Annotated in this window: 20 protein-coding genes; 13 read left to right on the top strand and 7 right to left on the bottom strand. The window is 70.6% G+C overall.

Annotated elements, in window-relative coordinates; all coding sequences use genetic code 11:
* Positions 1-10 precede the first annotated feature (10 nt).
* The 4 genes from ACWIDW_RS12725 (at position 11) to ACWIDW_RS12710 (ending at position 4,829) form a co-directional block, all read left to right on the top strand.
* Complete coding sequence (locus tag ACWIDW_RS12725; RefSeq protein ID WP_454125687.1) at positions 11-1,129, top strand: class I SAM-dependent methyltransferase; 1,119 nt, start codon at positions 11-13, stop codon at positions 1,127-1,129.
* 475 nt (positions 1,130-1,604) lie between these two features.
* Positions 1,605-2,954 carry a quaternary amine ABC transporter ATP-binding protein gene (locus ACWIDW_RS12720; protein ID WP_454125686.1) on the top strand — a complete coding sequence of 450 codons (1,350 nt, stop codon included), beginning with the start codon at positions 1,605-1,607 and terminating at the stop codon, positions 2,952-2,954.
* Entirely contained in the window at positions 2,951-3,880 is a 930-nt protein-coding gene (locus ACWIDW_RS12715; protein WP_454125706.1) for an ABC transporter permease, read from the top strand. Before ACWIDW_RS12720 ends, ACWIDW_RS12715 begins: the two co-directional genes overlap by 4 nt.
* 43 nt (positions 3,881-3,923) lie before the next feature.
* On the top strand, positions 3,924-4,829 hold the full coding sequence (locus tag ACWIDW_RS12710; protein WP_454125685.1) for a glycine betaine ABC transporter substrate-binding protein: 906 nt from the start codon (positions 3,924-3,926) through the stop codon (positions 4,827-4,829).
* Positions 4,830-5,008: 179 nt separating this feature from the next.
* Here ACWIDW_RS12710 and ACWIDW_RS12705 read toward each other — a convergent pair whose 3' ends face one another.
* Positions 5,009-5,437 carry a rhodanese-like domain-containing protein gene (locus tag ACWIDW_RS12705; RefSeq protein WP_454125684.1) on the bottom strand — a complete coding sequence of 143 codons (429 nt, stop codon included), beginning with the start codon at positions 5,435-5,437 and terminating at the stop codon, positions 5,009-5,011.
* Positions 5,430-6,161: a helix-turn-helix transcriptional regulator gene (locus tag ACWIDW_RS12700; protein ID WP_454125683.1), complete on the bottom strand. Its 732-nt coding sequence runs from the start codon at positions 6,159-6,161 to the stop codon at positions 5,430-5,432. The genes ACWIDW_RS12705 and ACWIDW_RS12700 overlap by 8 nt, the downstream gene beginning before the upstream one ends.
* 137 nt (positions 6,162-6,298) lie before the next feature.
* On the opposite strand from ACWIDW_RS12700, the gene ACWIDW_RS12695 reads away from it, so the two are divergent.
* Entirely contained in the window at positions 6,299-7,648 is a 1,350-nt protein-coding gene (locus ACWIDW_RS12695) for an MFS transporter (RefSeq protein WP_454125682.1), read from the top strand.
* Positions 7,649-7,771: 123 nt separating this feature from the next.
* On the opposite strand, the gene ACWIDW_RS12690 is transcribed toward ACWIDW_RS12695, so the two are convergent.
* Both ACWIDW_RS12690 and ACWIDW_RS12685 read right to left on the bottom strand, forming a co-directional pair.
* Positions 7,772-8,374: a bifunctional 4-hydroxy-2-oxoglutarate aldolase/2-dehydro-3-deoxy-phosphogluconate aldolase gene (locus tag ACWIDW_RS12690; RefSeq protein WP_454125681.1), complete on the bottom strand. Its 603-nt coding sequence runs from the start codon at positions 8,372-8,374 to the stop codon at positions 7,772-7,774.
* 13 nt (positions 8,375-8,387) lie between these two features.
* Complete coding sequence (locus ACWIDW_RS12685) at positions 8,388-9,326, bottom strand: sugar kinase (protein ID WP_454125680.1); 939 nt, start codon at positions 9,324-9,326, stop codon at positions 8,388-8,390.
* 76 nt (positions 9,327-9,402) lie between these two features.
* Here ACWIDW_RS12685 and ACWIDW_RS12680 point away from each other — a divergent pair, with 76 nt between their 5' ends.
* The 5 genes from ACWIDW_RS12680 (at position 9,403) to ACWIDW_RS12660 (ending at position 15,219) form a co-directional block, all read left to right on the top strand.
* A complete protein-coding gene (locus ACWIDW_RS12680; RefSeq protein WP_454125679.1) occupies positions 9,403-10,647 on the top strand; it encodes an alanine racemase in 1,245 nt (414 codons plus the stop codon).
* A gap of 8 nt (positions 10,648-10,655) precedes the next feature.
* Positions 10,656-12,242: an N-acyl-D-amino-acid deacylase family protein gene (locus ACWIDW_RS12675; RefSeq protein WP_454125678.1), complete on the top strand. Its 1,587-nt coding sequence runs from the start codon at positions 10,656-10,658 to the stop codon at positions 12,240-12,242.
* Positions 12,242-12,973: an IclR family transcriptional regulator gene (locus tag ACWIDW_RS12670; RefSeq protein ID WP_454125677.1), complete on the top strand. Its 732-nt coding sequence runs from the start codon at positions 12,242-12,244 to the stop codon at positions 12,971-12,973. The genes ACWIDW_RS12675 and ACWIDW_RS12670 overlap by 1 nt, the downstream gene beginning before the upstream one ends.
* A 70-nt stretch (positions 12,974-13,043) precedes the next feature.
* Positions 13,044-13,427 carry a RidA family protein gene (locus tag ACWIDW_RS12665; RefSeq protein WP_454125676.1) on the top strand — a complete coding sequence of 128 codons (384 nt, stop codon included), beginning with the start codon at positions 13,044-13,046 and terminating at the stop codon, positions 13,425-13,427.
* A gap of 262 nt (positions 13,428-13,689) precedes the next feature.
* Positions 13,690-15,219, top strand: a complete 1,530-nt coding sequence (locus ACWIDW_RS12660; RefSeq protein WP_454125675.1) for a lipase maturation factor family protein — start codon at positions 13,690-13,692, stop codon at positions 15,217-15,219.
* Between the two features lie 153 nt (positions 15,220-15,372).
* Here ACWIDW_RS12660 and ACWIDW_RS12655 read toward each other — a convergent pair whose 3' ends face one another.
* The 3 genes from ACWIDW_RS12655 to ACWIDW_RS12645 form a co-directional block, all read right to left on the bottom strand.
* Positions 15,373-16,284, bottom strand: coding sequence for a Gfo/Idh/MocA family protein (locus ACWIDW_RS12655; protein WP_454125674.1), 912 nt, complete (start codon positions 16,282-16,284; stop codon positions 15,373-15,375).
* 177 nt (positions 16,285-16,461) lie between these two features.
* Positions 16,462-17,310 (bottom strand): SMP-30/gluconolactonase/LRE family protein, encoded by an 849-nt coding sequence (locus tag ACWIDW_RS12650; protein WP_454125673.1) that lies wholly within the window; start codon positions 17,308-17,310, stop codon positions 16,462-16,464.
* A complete protein-coding gene (locus ACWIDW_RS12645) occupies positions 17,307-18,191 on the bottom strand; it encodes a hypothetical protein (RefSeq protein ID WP_454125672.1) in 885 nt (294 codons plus the stop codon). The genes ACWIDW_RS12650 and ACWIDW_RS12645 overlap by 4 nt, the downstream gene beginning before the upstream one ends.
* Positions 18,192-18,309: 118 nt before the next feature.
* Here ACWIDW_RS12645 and ACWIDW_RS12640 point away from each other — a divergent pair, with 118 nt between their 5' ends.
* Genes ACWIDW_RS12640 through ACWIDW_RS12630 form a run of 3 tightly spaced genes read left to right on the top strand, consistent with a single transcriptional unit; the run spans position 18,310 to position 20,437 of the window.
* Positions 18,310-18,474: a hypothetical protein gene (locus ACWIDW_RS12640; RefSeq protein ID WP_454125671.1), complete on the top strand. Its 165-nt coding sequence runs from the start codon at positions 18,310-18,312 to the stop codon at positions 18,472-18,474.
* Positions 18,475-18,476: 2 nt separating this feature from the next.
* The gene (locus tag ACWIDW_RS12635; protein WP_454125670.1) at positions 18,477-20,168 is read left to right on the top strand and encodes an FAD-dependent oxidoreductase; all 1,692 of its coding nucleotides are present in this window, start codon (positions 18,477-18,479) and stop codon (positions 20,166-20,168) included.
* Positions 20,165-20,437: a metal-sensitive transcriptional regulator gene (locus ACWIDW_RS12630; protein WP_454125669.1), complete on the top strand. Its 273-nt coding sequence runs from the start codon at positions 20,165-20,167 to the stop codon at positions 20,435-20,437. The genes ACWIDW_RS12635 and ACWIDW_RS12630 overlap by 4 nt, the downstream gene beginning before the upstream one ends.
* Positions 20,438-20,586: the final 149 nt, after the last annotated feature.

Raw genomic sequence — 20,586 nt, 5'->3', positions numbered from 1 at the left:
GTGTGAGCGGGTGACGGGCTTCGACTTCCGACGGCTGCGGCGCTTTCCCGACGTCGAGGCGCCCAACCTGCGGGCCTGGGATGCCACCGACGAGCTGCTCGTGCAGCGCGCGATCGACTCCGGAATCGCGGGGGACGAGATCGCGATCATCGGCGACGAGTACGGGGCGATCGCCCTCGCCCTGACGGATGCCGGGATGCGCGGCATCCGGGTGCATCAGGACCTCATCACCGGCCGGCGCGCGCTCGCCGCCAACGCCCGGGCGCTCGAGCTGCCGCTGCCGGCGGCGCACGAGCTCGACAGCTCGCTGCTCAGCGGGGCGCGTCTCGTGCTGCTGCAGCTGCCCAAGGGGCTCGCCGAGCTCGAGGAGGTCGCCGACGCCGTCGCTCGGTGGGCGGCACCCGACGTCACGCTGATCGCAGGCGGGCGGGTGAAGCACATGGCGCTCACCCAGAACGAGGTGCTCGCACGGCACTTCGCGGACGTGCAGGCGCAGCGCGCGGAGCGCAAGTCACGGCTGATCGTGGCATCCGGCGCCCTTGCCGTTGCCGATCAGCCGCCGTTCCCGGTCAGCCGCCGGCACGACGGCTTCACCCTGTGCGCGTACGGCGGCGCCTTCGCCGGCGCTCGCGTCGACATCGGCACGCGGGTGCTGATCGACGTGATGTCGGCCCTCGCGCCGCCCGTCCCGGCCGCCCGGGTCGTCGACCTCGGGTGCGGAACGGGCGCGCTCGCCGTGGCGTTCGCTCAGCAGCATCCGGATGCCGTGATCACCGCGACCGATCGATCGGCCTCCGCGGCGCGCTCGGCCCAGGCATCCGTCGTCGCGAACGGCCTCGCCGCACGCGTCACCGTGACGCTCGACGACGCCGGCTCGGAGCTGCCCGACGGATCGGCCGACCTGATCCTGCTGAACCCGCCGTTCCACCTCGGCACGAGCGTGCACGAGGGTGCCGGTCACCGTCTCATCCAGGCCGCCGCGCGGCTGCTGCGCCCGGGCGGCGAGGTGTGGACGGTGTTCAACTCGCACCTCGATCACCGCGGCGTGCTGACCCGCGACGTCGGGGCGACCGAGCAGGTCGCTCGCACCCCGAAGTTCACCGTGACGCGCAGCGTCCGCCGGGGGTGAATCCGCCGCATCCGCCGCGCGTGGCTCGCCGCCCGCGCGCTCGCCGTCCGCGCCAGCGCAGGCGAACACGCCGACGTAGGAGAATCTGCGCGGAATTCACCTGCGTCCGGTTGTTCGCCTACCTCCGCGAAACGCGATCCGTCCGCTCGGCAGCCCCGCCGCCGCGCCACAGAGAAACCACAGGAATCCCCGGTTGCACGGGGAAACCGGAACCCGGATTTGCCACCGGATCAGCCAATCGTTAGCGTGGACAGGTGGCCATGAGGTCACGACGACCAGTCCGCGGTCGCGTCCTTCTTTCGACCCGAGCTGTACACGAAGAGGCGTGGGCGTACGGTCGATGTTCTATATCGGGGATCCGAAATCCCCGTCTGTGCCGCTGTGCAGCCCTGTCGAAACGGCCTTGAGAACGTCACCCGGGCGTAACCGAAGCGGCCTGCCGAGACCCGAAGATTCGGTGGGCTACGGGGGAAACGTGTCCGAAACCGCTCTTGAAGCGCGCAACATCTACAAGGTCTTCGGTCGGAATCCGCAGCAGGCCGTGAAGCGTCTGAAGGCCGGTGAGACCCGCACCGAGGTGCAGGATGTCGGCACCGCCGCCGTGATCGACGCGAGCTTCACCGTGAACCGCGGTGAGATCTTCGTCATCATGGGCCTGTCCGGATCCGGCAAGTCGACCATCATCCGCATGCTCAACGGCCTGCACGACGCGACCGCCGGCGAGATCACCATCGGCGGAGACGAGATCACCGGCATCCCTGCCTCGAAGCTGCGTGACATCCGCCGTGACCGTGTCTCGATGGTGTTCCAGCACTTCGCCCTGCTGCCGCACCGCACCGTCGCCGACAACGTCGCCTACCCGCTCGAGCTGAAGGGCATCGGCAAGACCGAGCGCCTGCGCAAGGCCGACGAGATCCTCGCCCTGGTGGGGCTCGACGGGTGGGGAGAGAAGCTGCCCAGCGAGCTCTCCGGCGGTATGCAGCAGCGCGTCGGCATCGCCCGCGCGCTCGCCGCAGACACCGAGATCCTGCTCATGGACGAGGCGTTCAGTGCCCTCGATCCGCTGATCCGCCGCGAGATGCAGGAGCAGCTGGTCGAGCTGCAGGCCAAGCTGCAGAAGACCATCGTGTTCATCACGCACGACCTCAACGAGGCGATGTTCCTCGGCGACCGCATCGCGGTGATGCGCGACGGCCGCATCGTGCAGATCGGCACGCCCGAAGACATCCTCACCGACCCCGCCAACGACTACGTCGAGCAGTTCGTGCAGGATGTCGACCGTGCCCGCGTGCTCACCGCCGCGAACGTCATGGAGCGTCCGCGCCCCGTCGTGGCCGAGTCGGCAGGCCCGCGCACGGCGCTGCGCCAGATGCGGGATTCCTACATGTCGGCGACCTATGTGGTCGGCCGCGACCGCAAGCTCGTCGGCATCGTGACCGACCGCGATGCGGTGAAGCTCGTCCGCAAGGGCGAGTCGTCACTGGCATCCATCCTCAAGCCGGCACCGCAGGTGGTCGACGAGAACGAAGTGCTGATGAACCTCTTCATCCCCTCGGTCGAGTCGCCGCTGCCGCTCGCCGTGACCGACGGCGAGGGCCGCCTCACCGGCGTGATCCCGCGCGTCACCCTGCTCGCCGCGCTCGGCCCCGGGCCGGGAGCCACCGGTGAGCTGACCCTGCCGCTGAACCCGATGCCGCAGGCCGTGATCGACGAGGTGCTCGCGGAGGCCAGCTCGTTCACCGAGACGGCCGCCGGCTCCACTGCCGCCGGCTCCCCCGACGCCGGCACCCCTGCCGGCACCCCCGACGCCGAGGAGGTGCGCTGATGGATTTCCGTATTCCGATCGGAACCTGGGTCGCCGGAATCGTCGACTGGGTCAAGGACAACCTCGACGGTCTGCTCGACGGCATCGCCTTCGTCTTCGGGTTCCTCGTCAACGGCCTCACCGCCGGCCTGCTGTCGGTGCACTTCCTCGCGATCATCGCGATCGCTGCGCTCATCGCGTGGCTGGTGCGCTCGTGGCAGCTCGCGATCGGCACGGCCGTGTCGCTGCTGCTGATCGTCGGCATGAACCTGTGGGTGCCTGCGATGCAGACCATGTCGCTGGTGCTCGTCGCGACGGTCGTCGCGGTGCTGATCGCCGTGCCGCTGGGCATCTGGTCGGCGCGCAACGCGACCGTGCGCGCGGTGCTCAAGCCCGTGCTGGACTTCATGCAGACCATGCCGGCCTTCGTCTACCTGATCCCCGCCATCGTGTTCTTCGGCATCGGCGTGGTGCCCGGCATGGTCGCAACGATCATCTTCGCGCTGCCTCCGGGCGTGCGACTGACCGAGCTCGGCATCCGCGGTGTCGACGCCGAGACGGTCGAGGCCGGGCAGGCGTTCGGTGCGAAGCCCGGGCAGATCCTGCGCGGCATCCAGCTGCCGCTCGCGATGCCGACCATCATGGCCGGCATCAACCAGGTCATCATGCTGGCCCTGTCGATGGCGGTCATCGCCGGCATGGCGGGCGCCGACGGCCTCGGCAAGATGGTGGTCGAGGCGATCTCGACGATCAACATCGCCAAGGGCGTCGAGGCGGGCCTCGGCGTCGTGCTGATCGCCGTCTTCCTCGACCGGGTCACCGCCGCCCTCGGCGCACCGGCCGAGAACCACGCCTCGCTGCTCGGCATCCTGGCCCGTCGTCGCGAGGCGCGGCGCCGCGCCTCGGCATCCGTCCCCGTGCCGGATGCCGCCCTGCAGCCCGCCTGAATCGAACACGCACTCGCATACGGAACGCAAGAGAGAAGAGAACATGAAGAAGAAGTTCACAGCACTGCTCGCGCTCACCGCCGTCACCTCGCTCGCCCTCACCGGCTGCGCGTCGGGTGGGGCCGGAGGCACCGGAGGAACGGGTGACTCCGACACCGGCTCGAAGGGCGACAAGGGCACCATCACGCTCGGCTTCCTGCCGTCGTGGACCGACGGCCTCAGCACCGCGTACCTGCTCGAGAACAAGCTCGAGGAGATCGGCTACGACGTCGAGATGAAGACCCTCACCGACGCCGGCCCGCTGTACACCGGTCTCGCCCAGGGCGACGTCGACATCTACCCGTCGGCATGGCCCGAGCTGACCCACAAGAAGTACATGGACAAGTACGGCGACGACATCGAGGATCTCGGCACGTACTACGAGAACGCGAAGCTGACCATCGCGGTGCCCGAGTATTCGGAGCTCACCTCGATCGAGGATCTCAAGGGCAAGGCTGCCGACTACGACGGCAAGATCATCGGCATCGAGCCGGGCGCCGGTCTCACCGAGCAGACCACCACGATGCTCGAGGAGACGGGCCTGAACAGCGAGTACGAACTCGTCACCTCGTCGACCGCCGCCATGCTCACCGAGCTGAAGAAGGCGACCGACGCGAACGAGGACATCGTCGTCACGCTGTGGCGTCCGTTCTGGGCCAACGACGCCTTCCCCGTGAAGGACCTCGAAGACCCGAACGGCCTGATGGGCGACGCCGAGGGCCTGCACTTCCTGGGCACGAAGGGCTTCGCCGAGAAGTACCCCGAGGCTGCCGAGCTGATCGAGAGCATCAAGCTCGACGACGAGCAGTACGGCTCGCTCGAGGACCTGGTCGTGAACGAGTACGGCGAGGGCAAGGAGCGCGAGGCCGTGAAGGCGTGGCTCGAGAAGAACCCCGACGCCATCAAGTGACCCGGTAGCCGGTGCCGGTGCCGGTGCGCCGGCGAGCCGGTTACGAAACGGGGGCCGACACTCCAGATGTCGGACGGATCCACGTGTTCTGTCCGACGGGTGGAGTGTCGGCCCCCGTTTCGTCTCGTCGGGGCGGGCTTCCGGATGCCGGTGCCCGGGCCCGTTTCGTGCGGTCGGGGTCAGTGCGTCTCGTCGGTCACCAGGGGGTCGGGGGATGGGCGGGTGGTGGTGCCGTCGCGCTCGACGGGGAGGCCGTTTCGCACCCAGTACTCGTAGCCGCCGAGCAGTTCGCGGGTGTCGAATCCGGATGCCAGAAGCCGGCGCGCAGCGCCCGTCGCGCCGTTGCAGCCCGGACCCCAGCCGTACACGATGAGCGTGCGATCGCGCGGCAGCTCGACGATGCGGGCATCCGGAGCCGTGGCAGGCAGATGCAGGGCGTCGGCGATGTGGCCGTGATCCCACGACTCCTGCCGGCGCGTGTCGACGAGCACCGCCTCGCCCGCCGCGACGGCATCGGCGGCGGCGATCACGTCGATCTCGAACGCCAGGCGCGCATCGACGTGCGCGAGCCGGGCCGCGATCGACGCCGAGAGGGCGTCATCAGCCACGGCTGCGGGCCTCGTCGAGGTACGAGTATGCCGTCACGCGCGAGATGTGCAGCCGCTTGGCGATCGTCTCGATCGACTTGCGCATCTGCGTGACGCCGCGGTGGTCGAGCTTCTCGAGCACCGCGATCTTGTCGTCGCGGGTCATCTGCTCGGCGGGGCGGCCGATCTCGCCGATGGCCTCGGCGATCATCTGATCCATCACCGACACCAGGTCGGTGCCGAAGTGCTCGTGCGGGCGCTCGTCAGCCGCGGGGCCGGCACCGCCGACCGGCAGCAGCGCCTCGAGCATGTTGCGAGCCTGCTGCAGCGGGCTCAGGTCGACGTTGATGCAGAACGACGCGATGATGTCGCCGGCCGCGTTGTGGAAGTACACCGACGAGCAGCGCAGCTCGCGGCCGTCGCTGGTGCGGCCGCGGTACCCGAACGCATCGTGATCCTTCTGGCGGTCCTTCATCACGTCGAGGCCGAGGTTCGTCGACGGTCCGCCTACCGACCGCCCGGTCACGTGTCCGTTCTCGATTGCCATGATCGTGTGCCCGAGGTCGACGTCGGCGCCGTCGAGGTTGTGCAGCACGACCTCGACCGACGGCCCGGCGGCGGTCGCGAGGGCGCGCATCACGGGCCGGTACAGCCGCAGCACCTCCTCGGCATTCTCGTACGTCTGTCGCGCGGCATCCTCGGCCAGCGCCGTCGCGGCCAGCCGCATCGCTGTCTGCGTAGCCATCGTTCACCTCAGCTTTACAAAAAATCTTTACGGTAGACATTGTGTCTATCCGTCGGCTATCTTAGCGTCGGCGGCCCGTTCCGTCGAGGGTTCCGTCGTCATCCGACCCCTCTCCATCCCTGAGCAAGGAGGCTCCCATGGCCACAGTCGCGTCGAGCGGCTTGACGCCGAAGCAGCGCAAGACGGTCGCCGGTGGCGCGATCGGCACGCTGATCGAGTACTACGACTACTACCTGTACGGTCTGGCCTCGGCCGCCGTCTTCCCCGCCGTCTTCTTCTCGACGGAAGACCAGGTGATCGCGCAGCTGTCGTCGTTCGCGACGTTCGCCGTCGGATTCTTCCTGCGTCCCGTCGGCGGCATCGTCTGGGGAATCATCGGCGACCGCGTGGGCCGCAAGGTCGTGCTGATGAGCACGGTGGTCGGCATGGGCATCGCGACGACCGGCATCGGCCTGATCCCGCCGGACGCGGCGATCGGCGTGGCCGCCCCGCTGCTGCTGCTCTTCTTCCGTCTCTGCCAGGGCTTCTTCGTGGGCGGCGAGATGGGCGGAGCCGCCACGATGGTGGTCGAGGCAGCGCCCATCGGCCGGAAGGGCCTGTACGGCGCCTTCCTGATCAGCGGCGCCGGTGTCGCCAACGTCGTCTCCGGCGGTCTGATGGCCGGTCTCGGCCTGACCCCGGGGTCGTGGTTCATCGAGTGGGGATGGCGCATCCCGTTCGTGTTCTCGATGGTGCTCGCGATCGCCGCGGTCATCCTGCGTCGTCACCTCGAGGAGTCGGACGAGTTCACCGAGACGCAGACCCTGCTCATCTCGGCCACAGGCAAGAAGCACAACCCGCTCGTCGAGGCGTTCCGTCACCCGAAGAACACGATCCTCGGCATCCTGATCGGGCTGCCGCAGTCGATCGCCGGCTACGTCGTGCTCACCTACGGCCTGAGCTTCATGGTGTCGAACAAGGAGCTGCCGGCCTGGATGGGCTTCGCCGGGACGATGATCGTCGGTCTGCTGCAGATCGTCGTCGCGCCGCTGTGGGGGCACATCTCCGACCGCATCGGTCGGCGGACGGTGTACATCATCGGATGCCTGGGCTTCGCCGCCATGGTCTACCCGGCGTTCGCGCTGTTCAGCACCGGCAACATGTGGTTGATCTGGCTCGGGCAGATCGTCGGGTTCGTCGTGTTCGGTGTCGCCATGCAGGCGACGCTCGCGACGATGCTCGCCGAGATGTTCGACCCCGAGGCCCGCACCACGGGCGTCAACATCGGCTACCAGATCTCGAACACCCTGGGTGGCGGCCTCGCGCCGATCATCGGCGTGGCGCTGGTCGCCGCCGCGGGCGGCGCGTTCTGGCCGGTCGTGGTCTATTCCGCGGTCATCGCGATCGTCGGCGTGATCGCCACGATGATGGCATCCATCCGCCCCGACGTGGAAGGCGCCGGACGCCTGCACGAGCTGCGGGTGGTCCGCGAGGACGCGACGGTCTGACCTTCCGTTGCGTCGAGAGCACATGTCATCGCCGAGTGCACCGCCTGTTCACGCGAACGGGCGGTGCACTCGGCGACGTGTGGTGCTCTCGACGCTGGGGTCGGCGCTTATGGCGCGCTGTGCTCAGCCGAGCAGCTGCGCTAGGGCGGGGAGCTGGGATTCGTCCTCCAGCGCCGAGCCGACGGCGACCACGCGCACGCCGGCATCGAGGTACGAGCGGGCGTTGGTCGAGTCCATGCCGCCCGTGGCGACGAAGCGCGCCTGCGGGAACGGCCCGCGCATCGCGGGGAACCATCCGGTGCCGAGCAGCGACGCGGGGAACGCCTTCAGCCAGGTGAGGCCCTCGTCGAGGGCTCGCTGCACCTCGGTCGCGGTGGCCACGCCGGGCAGGGGCGGCAAGCCCGCCTCGTGCGAGGCGCGCACCACGTCGACGTCGAACCCGGGGCTCACGGTGAAGGCGGCGCCGGCGTCTGCCGCCTGGCGCACGTGCTCGCGCGTCACGACCGTGCCGGCACCCACGGTGAGGCCTCGCTCGCGGGCGGCCTCGGCCAGCACGCGCAGCGCCTCGACATCGGTCGGTGTCTGCACCGGCACCTCGACGGCGGTGATGCCGAGATCCCAGGCGCGGGTGGCGGTGGCGAGCGTGCGCTCGACCCCCATGCCGCGCAGGATCGCCATCAGGGGAACGTCACGGAAGATCTCGTCGAAGACGGAGTTGTCGGTCATTGTCGGTGGCCTTTCAGGCTCGATCGGAGGCTTTGCCGGTGGAAGTCGGGGAGTCGGGCAGCAGGTCGCCAGTGGACTGCAGCACCAGGTGGGCGCGGCGGTGTCCGGCGAGCAGGCGCTCATCTGCCGCGGCGCCGGTCAGGTGGGCCGCGAGGTAGCCGGCGGCGAATGCGTCGCCGGCGCCGACCGCCTCGACCACTTCGGTCCTGATCGCCGGCGCGAAGGTGCGTTCGTCGACGCCGGCACGCCGGTCGAACTCGGTGGCACCGACGTCGCCGTCCTTGACGACGAGCAGCGCGGGCTCGGGGATCAGTGCACGCACGGCATCGGCGTCGGTCGTGCCCCACAGACCCTCGGCTTCGTCGAGGCCGACGAAGACGAGATCGGCGCGGCGCGCCAGAGCGAGCAGCGCGGGCGCAGCGGCCCCGGGCTGCCACAGCGCGGCGCGGTGGTTGACGTCGAAGCTGAGGATGCCGTCGCCCGCTGCCACCCGATCGACGACCGCGTCGATGAGCGCGGCGCAGGTGGGCGAGAGGGCGGGCGTGATGCCCGAGACGTGCACCAGGTCCGCGCGCTCGAGCGGAATCTCGGCGATCGTGGCGGGAGTCATCGCCGACGCTGCGGAGCCGCGCCGGTAGTAGAGCACCCCGTGTCCGGGGTCTTTGAAGTACACGCCCGTGGGGGCTTGCGGGTCGCTGACGACCCAGCGCACATCGACCCCGTGCGAGGCGACCTCGTCGCGCACGCGCACCCCGAGCGCGTCGTCGCCGACCGCGCTGACCCAGGCGCTGCTGACACCCAGCTGCGCGGCGTGGATGGCGACGTTCGACTCGGCGCCGCCGATCAGCAGCCGCACATCCTGCGTGGTGGCGAGCGGCTCGGGGCGCGCGGGGGCGATGAGCGCCATCGTCTCGCCGATCGCGATCAGACGTGGAGCAGTGGTGACGGGCATGGTTACCATGATGAGACGACCTGTGCATCTACTGCAATTGCTGTTGCACTATACGCACAACAAGGAGATGAGTCATATGAGCGATGAGCTGCTGACGGCGCGTGACAAGGGCATCCCGCAGCGGGCGATCGGCATGACCGCCACCGCCTTCCTCGCGACCCGCCCGCGCCTCGACGAGTTCTGGACGCCCCTGATCGTGCTCGACAACGCCGCCATGCGCGCCAACGTCGCGACGATGGCCGGGTGGTGCGCGGCGAACGATATCGAGATCATGCCGCACGGCAAGACGACGATGGCTCCCGAGCTGTGGCAGCGTCAGCTCGACGCCGGCGCACTGGGCATCACGCTCGCGACGATGGGCCAGGTGCGCACCGGGCGCGATCTCGGGCTCGACTCGATCATGCTCGCCAACTCCGCCGTCGACTCGCGCTCGCTCGCCTGGCTCGGCGGCGAGCTGGCCGACCCCGCCTTCCGGTTCGTGTGCTGGGCCGACTCGCTCGCCACCCTCGACGCGATGGAGCGGGGGCTGCGCGCGGTCGGTGTGCCCCGCCCGGTCGACGTGTGCGTCGAGCTCGGCGCCGACGGCGGCCGCACCGGCACCCGCTCGATCGCTGAGGCGGTCGAGATCGCCGAACGGCTCGCTGGCTCGGACATGCTGCGCCTGGCCGGCGTCGCGGGGTACGAGGGCAGCCTCGCGCACGACCGCTCGGAAGAGGGCCTGGCCGCCGTGCGGGGGTATCTCGAGGCGCAGCTCGACCTGCACCGGGCGATCTCGCCGCTGTACGACGACGGCGAGATCTACGTGACCGCGGGTGGCAGTGCCTACTTCGAGATCGTCGCCGACGTGTGGGCCGGCGTCGAGCGTGACGGGCGCACCCGCTTCACGCTGCGATCGGGTGCGTACATCGTGCACGACGACGGCTTCTACCGCGGCATCTCGCCGTTCGACGAGGGCGGCGCCGGCGACGGCCCGCGTTTCGTCAACGCGATGCACGGCATCGCCCGCGTCGTCTCCCGCCCCGAAGACGGGCTGGCGCTGGTGGATGCCGGAAAGCGCGACCTGCCGTACGACGAGGGCCTGCCCATCCCGCGCGCCGCGGCCGACGAGCTGGCCGGCGCCTGGCATCCGGTCGCCGGAACCGTGTCGGCGATGAACGATCAGCACTCCTACGTGCGATCCGCCGAGCCGCTCGCGGTCGGGTCGGTGGTGCGCTTCGGACTGTCGCACCCGTGCACCGCCTTCGACAAGTGGCGGGTGCTGCCGGTGGTCGACTCGCTCGACTCCGGCGTCGTCGTCGACCTGATCCGCACCTGGTTCTGAGGAGAAGCATGTCCGATCGCACAGTTCTGCGTGGCGGATCCGTCGTCGCACCCGACGGCATCCGGCCTGCCGATGTCGCCCTCGCCGGCGACCTGATCGTCGAGGTCGGGGAGGTCGAGGCGCGCGACGGCGACCGGGTGGTCGCCGCGGCGGATCGACTCGTGCTGCCCGGTTTCATCGACGCGCACTCGCACGCCGACGGACTGCTGCGCGATGCGGAGGTCGCCAGGACGCTGCTGCGCCAGGGCGTCACGACGATCATCGGCGGGCAGGACGGCGTCTCGTACGCGCCGGGCGACGGCGCCTACGCGAGCGGATACTTCGCCGCGATCAACGGGCCGCACCCGACCTACGTGGGGGGCGGTGTCGCCGCGCTGCTGGATGCCGTCGACGGCGCGTCGCCGCTCAACGCCGGCTATCTCGTGCCTGCGGGCACCGTGCGTTTCGAGGTGTGCGGGCGCAGCAGCGCCACGGCGACCGACGCCGAGCGCGAGCGCATGGTCGCGCTGGTCGCGCAGGGCATGGCCGACGGCGCACTGGGCCTGTCTACCGGTCTCGACTACGTGCCCGGCATCTTCCAGGATGCCGCCGAGATCGCCGCCCTCTGCACTCCGGTCGCGCGTGCCGGCGGGGTGTACGTCAGTCACATGCGCGGCGGGTACGAGGCGAACTCCGCTGCCGGAATCGCCGAGATGGTCGACATCTCGCTGCGCGCGGCGGCGGATGCCGGTGCCGCCCTGCCCGTGCATGTCTCGCACCTGCACGCCGACGCCGACATCGTTCTCGCGCAGCTCGACGTGCTCGCCGCGGCGGGGGTCGAGGCGACCTTCGACGCGTACCCGTATATCCGCGGCTGCACCCTGCTGGGCATGCCGCTGCTGCCGCCCGAGATCTCGGCGCTGCCGGTCGACGAGGTCGTCGCGCTGCTGAGCGATCCGTTCGGCCGCGACGCGCTGCGCGACACCTGCACCCGGCGCGCGTCGAACAGCCCGAGCCTGGGCCCGGACTGGCCCGAGATGATCACGCTGGCCCACATCGCGGCATCCGGTTTCGGCTGGGCGCACGGCCTCACCCTCCGCGCGGCGGCTGAGCGCGCCGGCGCAGACCCGATGGATTTCGCCTTCGACCTACTCGCCGCCTCGCGCCTGGAGAGCAGTGCGGTGATGGCCGTGCGCAGCCCGCGCCCGGTCACCGAGCTCGCGCGCATCTTCGCGCATCCCGGTCACATCGGCGGCTCCGACGGCATCTTCATCGGCGCTCACCCGCACCCGCGGGCCGCCGGGTCGTTCGCCCGGTACCTCCGCGAATTCGTGCGTGAGCTGGGCGCGTGGAGCTGGTCGGATGCCGTGCACCACCTCTCCGCGCAGCCGGCGCGTCGCTTCCGGCTGGGCAGGCGCGGAGTGATCGAGCCCGGCGCGATCGCCGATGTGCTGCTCGTCGACCCCGAGACCGTCGCCGACGGCGCCACCTACGAGCAGCCGCGCACCCTCGCGACCGGCATCGACGACGTCTTCGTCGCCGGGGTGCAGGTGCTCGCCGAGGGCGAGCTCACCGGGGCGCTGCCCGGTCGGGGCCTGCGCCGGGGCGGTGCCTGATGTCGCAGAGCGTGACGCGCGCCGCCGGGATCCTGGGGTCGCTGGCCGGGGAACCTGCGACGGTGAACGCGCTGGCCGACGAGTTCGGCATCCACCGCTCGACCATGTTCCGCGAGCTGCAGAGTCTCGAGCAGGTGGGTTTCGTGCGCCGGCAGAGTGACGGACGCTACGCCGTCGGCATGCAGCTCGCCGTTCTCGGCGAGGCGGCGCTCGAGCAGCTCGATCTGCGCGGCGCGGCCTTCGCGCACGTGCGGCGACTGCACCGGATCGTGGGCAACACGGTGCACGTCGGGGCGCTGATCGGAGACGAGATCGTCTACGTCGACAAGGTCGAAGACGCGGCGGGCGTGCGCATGTACTCCCGCGTGGGTGCGTCGGTGCTGCCGTACTGCAGCGGGATCGGCAAGGCGGTCCTCGCCGAGCTGCCCACCGACCGGCGGGATGCCGTGCTGGCCGGTGCCGACTGGCATCCGCACACCGAGCGCACCCTGACCACGCGCGCCGCCCTCGATGCCGATCTCGCCGTCACCGCGCGGCGGGGGTGGGCGTTCGACGACGCGGAGTTCGAGGACTTCGTCGGCTGCGTCGCGGTGCCGATCATCTCGCCCGCCGGTGTCGTCGGCGCGCTGTCGCTCACGGCGCTGCGCGTCGCGCAGAGCCGCAGCCAGCTCGAGCAGCGCGTGCCCATGCTGCGCGAGACCGCCGCCGAGATCGCGCAGCGACTGGGCTGAGACGCGCTGACCCGCCAGACCTGACCTGAACTGACCGAACCGAACTGACCGAAAAGAAGGAGAGAGAAAGATGCCCAAGACTGGCTTCTACGCCGAAGGCGCCCCCACCCCCGCAGGCCCGTACAGCCACGGAGTCGTCGCGAACGGCTTCCTGTACACCGCAGGCTTCGGCCCGCAGGACGCCGCGAACGACCACGCCATCGCCGACAACGTGGGCGACCAGACCCGCCAGGTGCTGCGCAACATCCAGCTGGTGCTCGCCGAGCACGGCCTGACCATGGATGACGTGGTCAAAGCGACCGTGCACCTTCAGGACCTCGCCGACTTCGCGGAGTTCAACCAGGCGTATGCGGAGTTCTTCACCGCGCCGTTCCCCGTGCGCACCACGGTGGGCTCGCAGCTGGCCGACATCCTCGTCGAGATCGACGTGGTCGCCGCGCTGCCGCAGGGCTGACCCGCCCGGCGCGTCCCGTCGCGCCCTTCCTGGTGCGCTTCCCGGCGCACCTCCTGGTGCGCCTCCTGGGTGCTTCCCGGGTGTGCACTTCGGGGGCCGACACTCCAGATGTCGGACGGATCCACGTGTTCTGTCCGACATCTGGAGTGTCGGCCCCCGTTTCGTATCGTGTGACGGGCCTGCGGATGCCGGTGCCGGCCCCCGTTTCGTCTCGCCGCGCAACCCCCTGCAGGCGGTCCGCCCAGGGTCGTAGCCTGTCGACATGGACGGGTTCGCCGCCGTCGACTTCGGCTTCGCCCGCGAGGTCCTGCAGCGGGGCATCGCGGCGCTCTACCTGGTCGCGTTCCTCTCGACGCTGAACCAGTTCCGTCCGCTGCTGGGCGAGCGCGGGCTGCTGCCCGTGCCCGAGCTGATCGCGTGGGCGACGTCGTCTCCCACGAGGCGCCGGATGCTGCATCCGACCCTCTTCACCCGCATCCGCTACACCGACCGCCGGCTCGTCGCCCTGTGCTGGGCCGGCATGGCCATCTCCGCAGCCCTGGTGATCGGCATCCCTCAGCTGGCGCCGCCCTGGGTGCCGATGATCTGCTTCCTGGCGCTGTGGTTCGGGTACCTCTCAATCACCAGCGTGGGGCAGACGTTCTACGGTTTCGGGTGGGAGATGCTGCTCGTCGAAGCCGGATTTCTCGCGGCGTTCCTCGGATCGCGCGACCAGCCGCCGCCCACCGTGATCGTCGCGCTGTTCTGGTGGCAGGTGTTCCGGCTGGAGTTCGGCGCCGGCATGATCAAGATCCGCGGCGGCCGGGAGTGGCGCGACCTCACCGCGCTGACGTACCACCACGAGACGCAGCCGATGCCGGGCCCGCTCAGCCGGCAGGCGCACCTGCTGCCGCGGTGGTTCCACAAGGGCGAGGTGCTCGGCAACCACTTCGCGCAGCTGGTGGTGCCGTTCTTCCTGTTCGCGCCACTCGTGACGCTGTTCACTCCCGGCTCGGTCGATCTGATCCTGCTGCTGATCGGCGCGATAGCTGCGACGATCGTCATCCTCACCCAGCTCTGGCTCGTGCTCACCGGCAACTTCGCCTGGCTGAACTGGGCGACGATCGTGCTCGCCTTCTCGGGCGTCGGCTCGGCTTCCTTCTGGGCCCCTGAGCCTGCCGAAGGGCCTGCTCCCTCCTGGGGCGCTGCGCCCTCCTGGGCCCCAGAGCCTGTCGAAGGGCCATCCGGCATCCCGCTGTACTGGGTCGTCATCACGTCGGCGGTCGGGCTGCTGATGATCGCGCTCAGCTGGCCCGCGTTGCGCAACCTGTTCGCCCATCGGCAGTTGATGAACGCCAGCTTCAACCGGTGGCAGCTGGGCAATGCCTACGGCGCCTTCGGCACCGTCACGAAGCAGCGCATCGAGTACGTCGTGGAGGGGACGACGGATGCCGATCCGGATGCCGCCGACTGGCGCGAGTACGAGTTCAAGGGCAAGCCCGGCGCGCTGCGTCGGATCCCGCGGCAGTTCGCGCCGTACCATCTGCGGCTGGACTGGCTGATGTGGTTCCTGCCACTGGGCCGGTCGCTCGACGACTGGTTCACGATGTTCCTCGTCCGTCTGCTCGAGGCCGACCGACCCACGCTGCGGATGCTGCGCCACGACCCCTTCGACGGTGAACGACCGGCGTGGGTGCGGGTCGTCTCGTATCGCTACCGCTTCGCGACCCGCGCGGAGCGCCGGGAGGCGGGCGTCGTGTGGGTGCGCGACCGCCGGCACGTGCTCGTGCGTCCGCTCGGCCTCGGGCGCTGACGCGCGCGCCGGCCGCCTCGGCCACGCGCGCGTGCCCGTCCGCCGATACACATCGGGGGCCGACACTCCAGATGTCGGCCGCTTCCACGGCATCCGTCCGACATCTGGAGTGTCGGCCCCCGGAACGTATCGCCGGCTGTCCGAAGCGCACGGTCAGAACGTGATCGGGCGCTTCCCGGCGAGGGATGCGTACGCGGCATCCACCACGGCGACCGCGGCCAGCCCGTCGGCGGCGGTGACGCGCGCCTCGCCGCCGGTGCGGATCGCCGCGGCGAAGTCGGCCAGCTGCGCGCGGTACGGGTCGGCACCGGCCGGGTCGACGTCGGTGTCGAAGCGCAGGATGCCGCGCGAGCCTGCCACCTCGACCATCGACCGGAACGGTGTGCCCGGCTCGAGCCAGTCGGCGCGCAAGTGGCTGATCGCGCCGTTCGCGTGCGTGAGGGTGACGTGCGCCGAGACCGGCGGCGCGACGCGATCGCCGACCGCGGGGGGATCCTGTGTGGCCGACACCTCGGCGACGGACCCTGCCAGCCACAGCGCTTGGTCGATGTCGTGGATCATCAGATCGCGGATGACCCCGCCGCCGGCACCCTCGGCGTAGAACCACGCCGAATCGGGAGCCGCGACCGTGCGGCGGAACGTCAGCTCGGTGAGCGTGCCGATCGTGCCGACGCGCTCGTGCAGGTCGCGGTACCCCTCGAAGTAGCGCACGACGTGCGCGGGGAACAGGCGCACCCCGGCCTGATCGGCCGCCTCGATGAGCGCCCGAGCGTCGGCGGCGCTCCCCGCGAGCGGCTTCTCGCACACGACGTGCCTGCCGCGCGCGAAGGAGGCACGGGCGACGGCGAGGTGCGTCGAGGTGGGGCTGACGATGTCGACGATCTCGACCGCGTCGATCAGCTCGTCCAGACCGCCGATGACCCGGATGCCGTACCGAGAGGCGAGCGCGTCGGCATCCGTCCTGCGCAGGATCGCGACCTCGGCGCCCAGCGCCAGCCAGCCCTCGATGTGCACCGGCGCGATTCCGCCCGCCCCGACGATCCCGACCCGCAGCGTGCTCTCCATGGCCCGACTCTACGCCGCGCCCACGACCGCTCGGGCTCACGCCCCCTTCACGCGCGACTCCGCCGCCACCCGTTCCGCCGAGACCCCCACTTGACGCCGAGACCCCCAGCTGCGGGCGCTTCTACGCGGGGGTGTCGATGCGAAGTGGGGGTGTCGGCGAGGGCGAAGCGGACTCGCTCACCCGGCGAACGGCAACGTCGGCAGCCCGCGGATGCCCAGGTCGATCGCGAACAGCGACCCGGCCTCGGTGCCGTGGTCGGGGTCGAGGCCCTGCGCCGACGTGGTGATGAACAGGGTGCTCAGCCCGTGCCCGCCGAAGGTGCAGGCGCTCACCTGCGGCACCGGCAGCCGGATGCTCTCGATCAGCGCTCCCGCGCTGTCGTATCCGTGCACGGCCGACCCGCCCCACAGCGCCACCCACACGCTGCCGTCGGCGGCGACGCAGAGACCGTCGGGGGCACCGGAGCCGGACGGGATCGACACGAATGGCCGCCTGTTCACCAGGTCGCCGTCCGACACGTCGAACACGTCCACGCGGCCGGTCGCGGTGTCGTTGTAGTAGGCGTGCGACCCGTCCGAGGTGAACGCGATGCCGTTCGAGATGGTCGCCTCCGGCAGCACGACACTGATCGCCAGGTCGGCGTCGATCCGGCGCAGCGCCCCGCGCCCCCGACCCGCGTCGTACGCCATCGAGCCGGCGAGCAGGCGTCCGCCGGGGTCGCAGCATCCGTCGTTCATCCGCACGCCGGGGTCGTCGCCGAGCATCGCGACCGCGCGCGTCTCGCCGTCGGCCTCGTCCGCGACATACAGGGTGCGCGCCCCCACGGCGACGAAACCGCCCGACCGGCGCGGACGCACGAAGGCCAGATACTCGTCGTCGACGTGCTGCCGCGTCACGCCGTCGTCGCGCAGCGTGAGCAGGTCGCCGGCGGCGGCATCCACCCACCGCAGCCCGCCCCACGCGGCCGCCCAGACCGGTCCCTCGGCGTGCCACGCGATGGGTCCGGTGACGTTCTCGACTCTCATGTTCGAGGGTCGTCCCGCCGCAGCGGCATCCGCTCCGGCTCCGGCGCGGGCGCCGCGGGCGGCGGGGAAGCGGATGCCGGTGCGGCAGGCGCCGGTGCGCCGGACGCCCGGGCGCCGGACGCCTGGGCATCCGATGGCGCGGCAGCGGATGCCGGTGCCGACGCGATCTGCCCGGCCACCTTCTGCTCGAGCACCTCGACGGCCTCGTCGGAGAGCAGGATCAGCCCGTCGAGCTCTTCGCGCACGCGCTTGTAGGCGAGGTTGCGCTCGGCCTGCGTCGCCGTGTCGTCGAGGGCGACGGTGAGCATGTGGCGGGCGCGGTCGAGGCGCTTGCGCTCGACCTCGCTGAAGTTCGCGTCGCGCAGCCGGCGGGCATCACGCTCGGCGATGTCGAAGGCGACGGCGTAGTCGCCCACCGCGTCGACGTACTCCGCGATCTCGGCCTCGGTGAGCTTGGCATCCGCAGACGCGGGCCGCAGGGCGTCGGCGATCTTCTTCGCACGCAGGAACGCGGCGGTCAGGGGCTGGCGTCCGTCGCTCATCGCCGGGAACGCGATGAGCTTGGCCACGTCGAGCTCGTAGTCGAGCCATCGGGCGGTGACCTCGTCGTGCTCCGTGAAGAGTCTCTCGAGCAGCTGCGCGGTCGACGCGCGCTCCTCGGCGGCGGCCTCGCGCACGAGCTTCCTCGTCGTCGGCGGCGTGCCCCCGCGGGCGGCGAGCTGGGCGGCCTTGATCTCGCCCTTCAGGCGCAGCGTCTCGAGCCGTCGTTCATGACGTCGTTTCGAGGCGCGCTCCCACGACTTGCCGACGCCCCCGGCGATGCCCATCAGCGGGAAGGCCAGCCACCAGTAGTCGCCGAGCCACCTCAACACCTCATCCATGATGTGCCAAGCCTACTTCCGCGCGCCACGGGCGCGAGAGGGCATTCAGCCGGCATCCAGTTATACCCCCGGGGGTATCAGGTACCATCGATCCGTACCCGAACCGAGGAGGACGACAATGTGCCGCGCAGTGACCTGCCGAACCTGTGGAAAGACGACGTGGGCCGGCTGCGGCCAGCACGTCGACATGGTGATGGCCGGCGTGCCGTCGAGTGACCGCTGCCGCGGGCACGAGAGCGAGCCGCGCACCGGCTTCTTCGCGAAGCTGTTCGGGCGGCGCTGACCATGCGCGTCGTCATCATCGGAGGAGTGGCCGGCGGCATGTCGGCGGCCACCCGCCTGCGACGACTCGACGAGCACGCCGAGATCATCGTCGTCGAGCAGGGCGATCACGTCAGTTTCGCCAACTGCGGGCTGCCGTACTACGTCGGGGGCGTGATCACCGAGCGGGAGTCGCTGCTGCTGCAGACGCCCGAATCGCTGCGAGCCCGGTTCGCGCTCGACGTGCGCACCGGGTCGGAAGCCGTCGCGATCGATCGGGATGCCCGCACCGTCGGCATCCAGGATGTGCGCACCGGCGCCGTCGTCGACGAGCCCTACGACCACATCGTGCTCGCGACCGGCGCGACCGCGCGCGAGGTGTTCGAGCAGACGCCCGGCGCTCCCGTCGTGTCGACGCTGCGCACGATCGACGACGTCGACCGCATCACCGACGCCCTGGCTGTTCTTCCCGAGCCCGGTCGCGCCGTCGTCGTCGGCGGCGGATTCATCGGCGTCGAGGCGGTCGAGAACCTCGTGCACCGCGGCCTCGCCGTCACGCTCGTGCAGCACGGCGGGCATCCGCTCAGCCCGCTCGACGTCGAGATGGCCGCGCTCGTCGTCGACGAGCTGCGTGCGCGCGGCGTCGATCTGCGGCTGCGTGCGTCGGTCGAGTCGCTGGATGCCGAGGGCGTCCACCTCGACGACGGCACCACCGTCGCCGCCGACATCGTCATCGATGCCAGGGGTGTGCGCCCCGCGGCATCCCTCGCCGTCGCCGCCGGACTCGCCACCGGACCCACCGGCGGAATCGCCGTCGACGCCGTGCAGCGCACCAGCGACCCGCGCATCTTCGCCGTGGGAGACGGCGTCGAGAAGGTGGATGCCTTCTCTGCCGAGCCCACGCTCGTCACCATGGCCGGCCTCGCGAACCGGCACGGCCGCACCGCCGCCGATGCGATTGCCGCCGACGCGGGGCTGCTCGACGCGCTGCCTGCCGACGCGCTGCCGGCGCTCGGCACGGCGATCGTCGGCGTGTTCGATCTCGCCGTCGCGATGACGGGGTGGAGCGAGAAGCGGCTGCGGGATGCCGGTCGCGCGCACCGCGTGATCCACGCGCATCCCTCCGACCACGCCGGCTACTACCCCGGTGCCGAGCGGCTGACGATGAAGCTGCTCGTCGATCCCGACACCGATCTCATCCTCGGCGCGCAGGTGATCGGACGCCGCGGTGCCGACAAGCGCATCGACGTGATCGCGACGGCCATGCAGGCCGGGCTCACCGCATCGCAGCTGAGCCGGCTCGAGCTCGCGTACGCACCGCAGTTCGCGTCGGCGAAGGACCCGGTGAACATGCTCGGCTACATCGCCGACAACGCCGCGACCGGGCTGACCGAGGGGGTGCAGTGGCACGAGCTCTCGGCCGCGGTGGCCGCCGGGGCGACCGTGCTCGATGTGCGCAGCGCCGGCGAACACGAGGCCGGGGCGATCCCCGGCAGTGTGAACATCTCGGTCGACGAGCTGCGCGACCGGCTTCATGAGCTGCCCGCCGGAGAGCTGATCGTGCATTGCCAGGTCGGTCAGCGCGGGCACACCGCCGTGCGGCTGCTGCGTCAGCACGGCCGCGAGGCGCGCAACCTCGACGGCGGGTACCTCACCTGGCAGGCGGGCACCCGGATGCTCGCCGCCGACCGCACCCTCGAGAAGGAGCCCGCATGAGCACCGCACCCGACGATGAGATCCGCAAGGTCGTCAACCGCCTCAAGCGCGCCCGCGGACAGCTGAGCGCCGTGATCGACGCGATGGAGACGGATGCCGACTGCCGCGACGTCGTGATCCAGCTCGCCGCGGTGGGCAAGGCCATCGACCGCGCCGGCTTCGCGGTGATCAGCACCGCGCTGAAGCACTGCGTGATCGACGGTGAGGATGCCGAGGACGGCGCCCCCAGCATGGCGGAGCTCGAGAAGCTGTTCCTCACGCTGGCCTGAGGCGGCGGGGAGCGGATCCGGCGTCATCGGCGGCGTACGCTTCGGGGCGGGTCGCCAGCGTGCCTGGGGCGTCGCCAGCGGATACGCTTCGGGGGCCGACACTCCAGATGTCGGACGTTCTCGCGGGATCCGGCCGACATCTGGAGTGT

Source organism: Microbacterium sp. NPDC055312, assembly GCF_053645675.1.
The sequence above is the reverse complement of the archived record's forward strand: the minus strand, read 5'-3'. Positions and strand labels throughout refer to the sequence as shown.

Excerpts from the sequence above, each read along its gene's own strand:
- ACWIDW_RS12710 (WP_454125685.1), top strand. The coding sequence starts at position 3,924 with ATGAAGAAGAAGTTCACAGCACTGCTCGCGCTCACCGCCGTCACCTCG.
- ACWIDW_RS12700 (WP_454125683.1), bottom strand. The coding sequence starts at position 6,161 with ATGGCTACGCAGACAGCGATGCGGCTGGCCGCGACGGCGCTGGCCGAG.
- ACWIDW_RS12695 (WP_454125682.1), top strand. The coding sequence starts at position 6,299 with ATGGCCACAGTCGCGTCGAGCGGCTTGACGCCGAAGCAGCGCAAGACG.
- ACWIDW_RS12690 (WP_454125681.1), bottom strand. The coding sequence starts at position 8,374 with ATGACCGACAACTCCGTCTTCGACGAGATCTTCCGTGACGTTCCCCTG.
- ACWIDW_RS12685 (WP_454125680.1), bottom strand. The coding sequence starts at position 9,326 with ATGCCCGTCACCACTGCTCCACGTCTGATCGCGATCGGCGAGACGATG.
- ACWIDW_RS12680 (WP_454125679.1), top strand. The coding sequence starts at position 9,403 with ATGAGCGATGAGCTGCTGACGGCGCGTGACAAGGGCATCCCGCAGCGG.
- ACWIDW_RS12675 (WP_454125678.1), top strand. The coding sequence starts at position 10,656 with ATGTCCGATCGCACAGTTCTGCGTGGCGGATCCGTCGTCGCACCCGAC.
- ACWIDW_RS12670 (WP_454125677.1), top strand. The coding sequence starts at position 12,242 with ATGTCGCAGAGCGTGACGCGCGCCGCCGGGATCCTGGGGTCGCTGGCC.
- ACWIDW_RS12665 (WP_454125676.1), top strand. The coding sequence starts at position 13,044 with ATGCCCAAGACTGGCTTCTACGCCGAAGGCGCCCCCACCCCCGCAGGC.
- ACWIDW_RS12660 (WP_454125675.1), top strand. The coding sequence starts at position 13,690 with ATGGACGGGTTCGCCGCCGTCGACTTCGGCTTCGCCCGCGAGGTCCTG.
- ACWIDW_RS12655 (WP_454125674.1), bottom strand. The coding sequence starts at position 16,284 with ATGGAGAGCACGCTGCGGGTCGGGATCGTCGGGGCGGGCGGAATCGCG.
- ACWIDW_RS12650 (WP_454125673.1), bottom strand. The coding sequence starts at position 17,310 with ATGAGAGTCGAGAACGTCACCGGACCCATCGCGTGGCACGCCGAGGGA.
- ACWIDW_RS12645 (WP_454125672.1), bottom strand. The coding sequence starts at position 18,191 with ATGGATGAGGTGTTGAGGTGGCTCGGCGACTACTGGTGGCTGGCCTTC.
- ACWIDW_RS12640 (WP_454125671.1), top strand. The coding sequence starts at position 18,310 with ATGTGCCGCGCAGTGACCTGCCGAACCTGTGGAAAGACGACGTGGGCC.
- ACWIDW_RS12635 (WP_454125670.1), top strand. The coding sequence starts at position 18,477 with ATGCGCGTCGTCATCATCGGAGGAGTGGCCGGCGGCATGTCGGCGGCC.
- ACWIDW_RS12630 (WP_454125669.1), top strand. The coding sequence starts at position 20,165 with ATGAGCACCGCACCCGACGATGAGATCCGCAAGGTCGTCAACCGCCTC.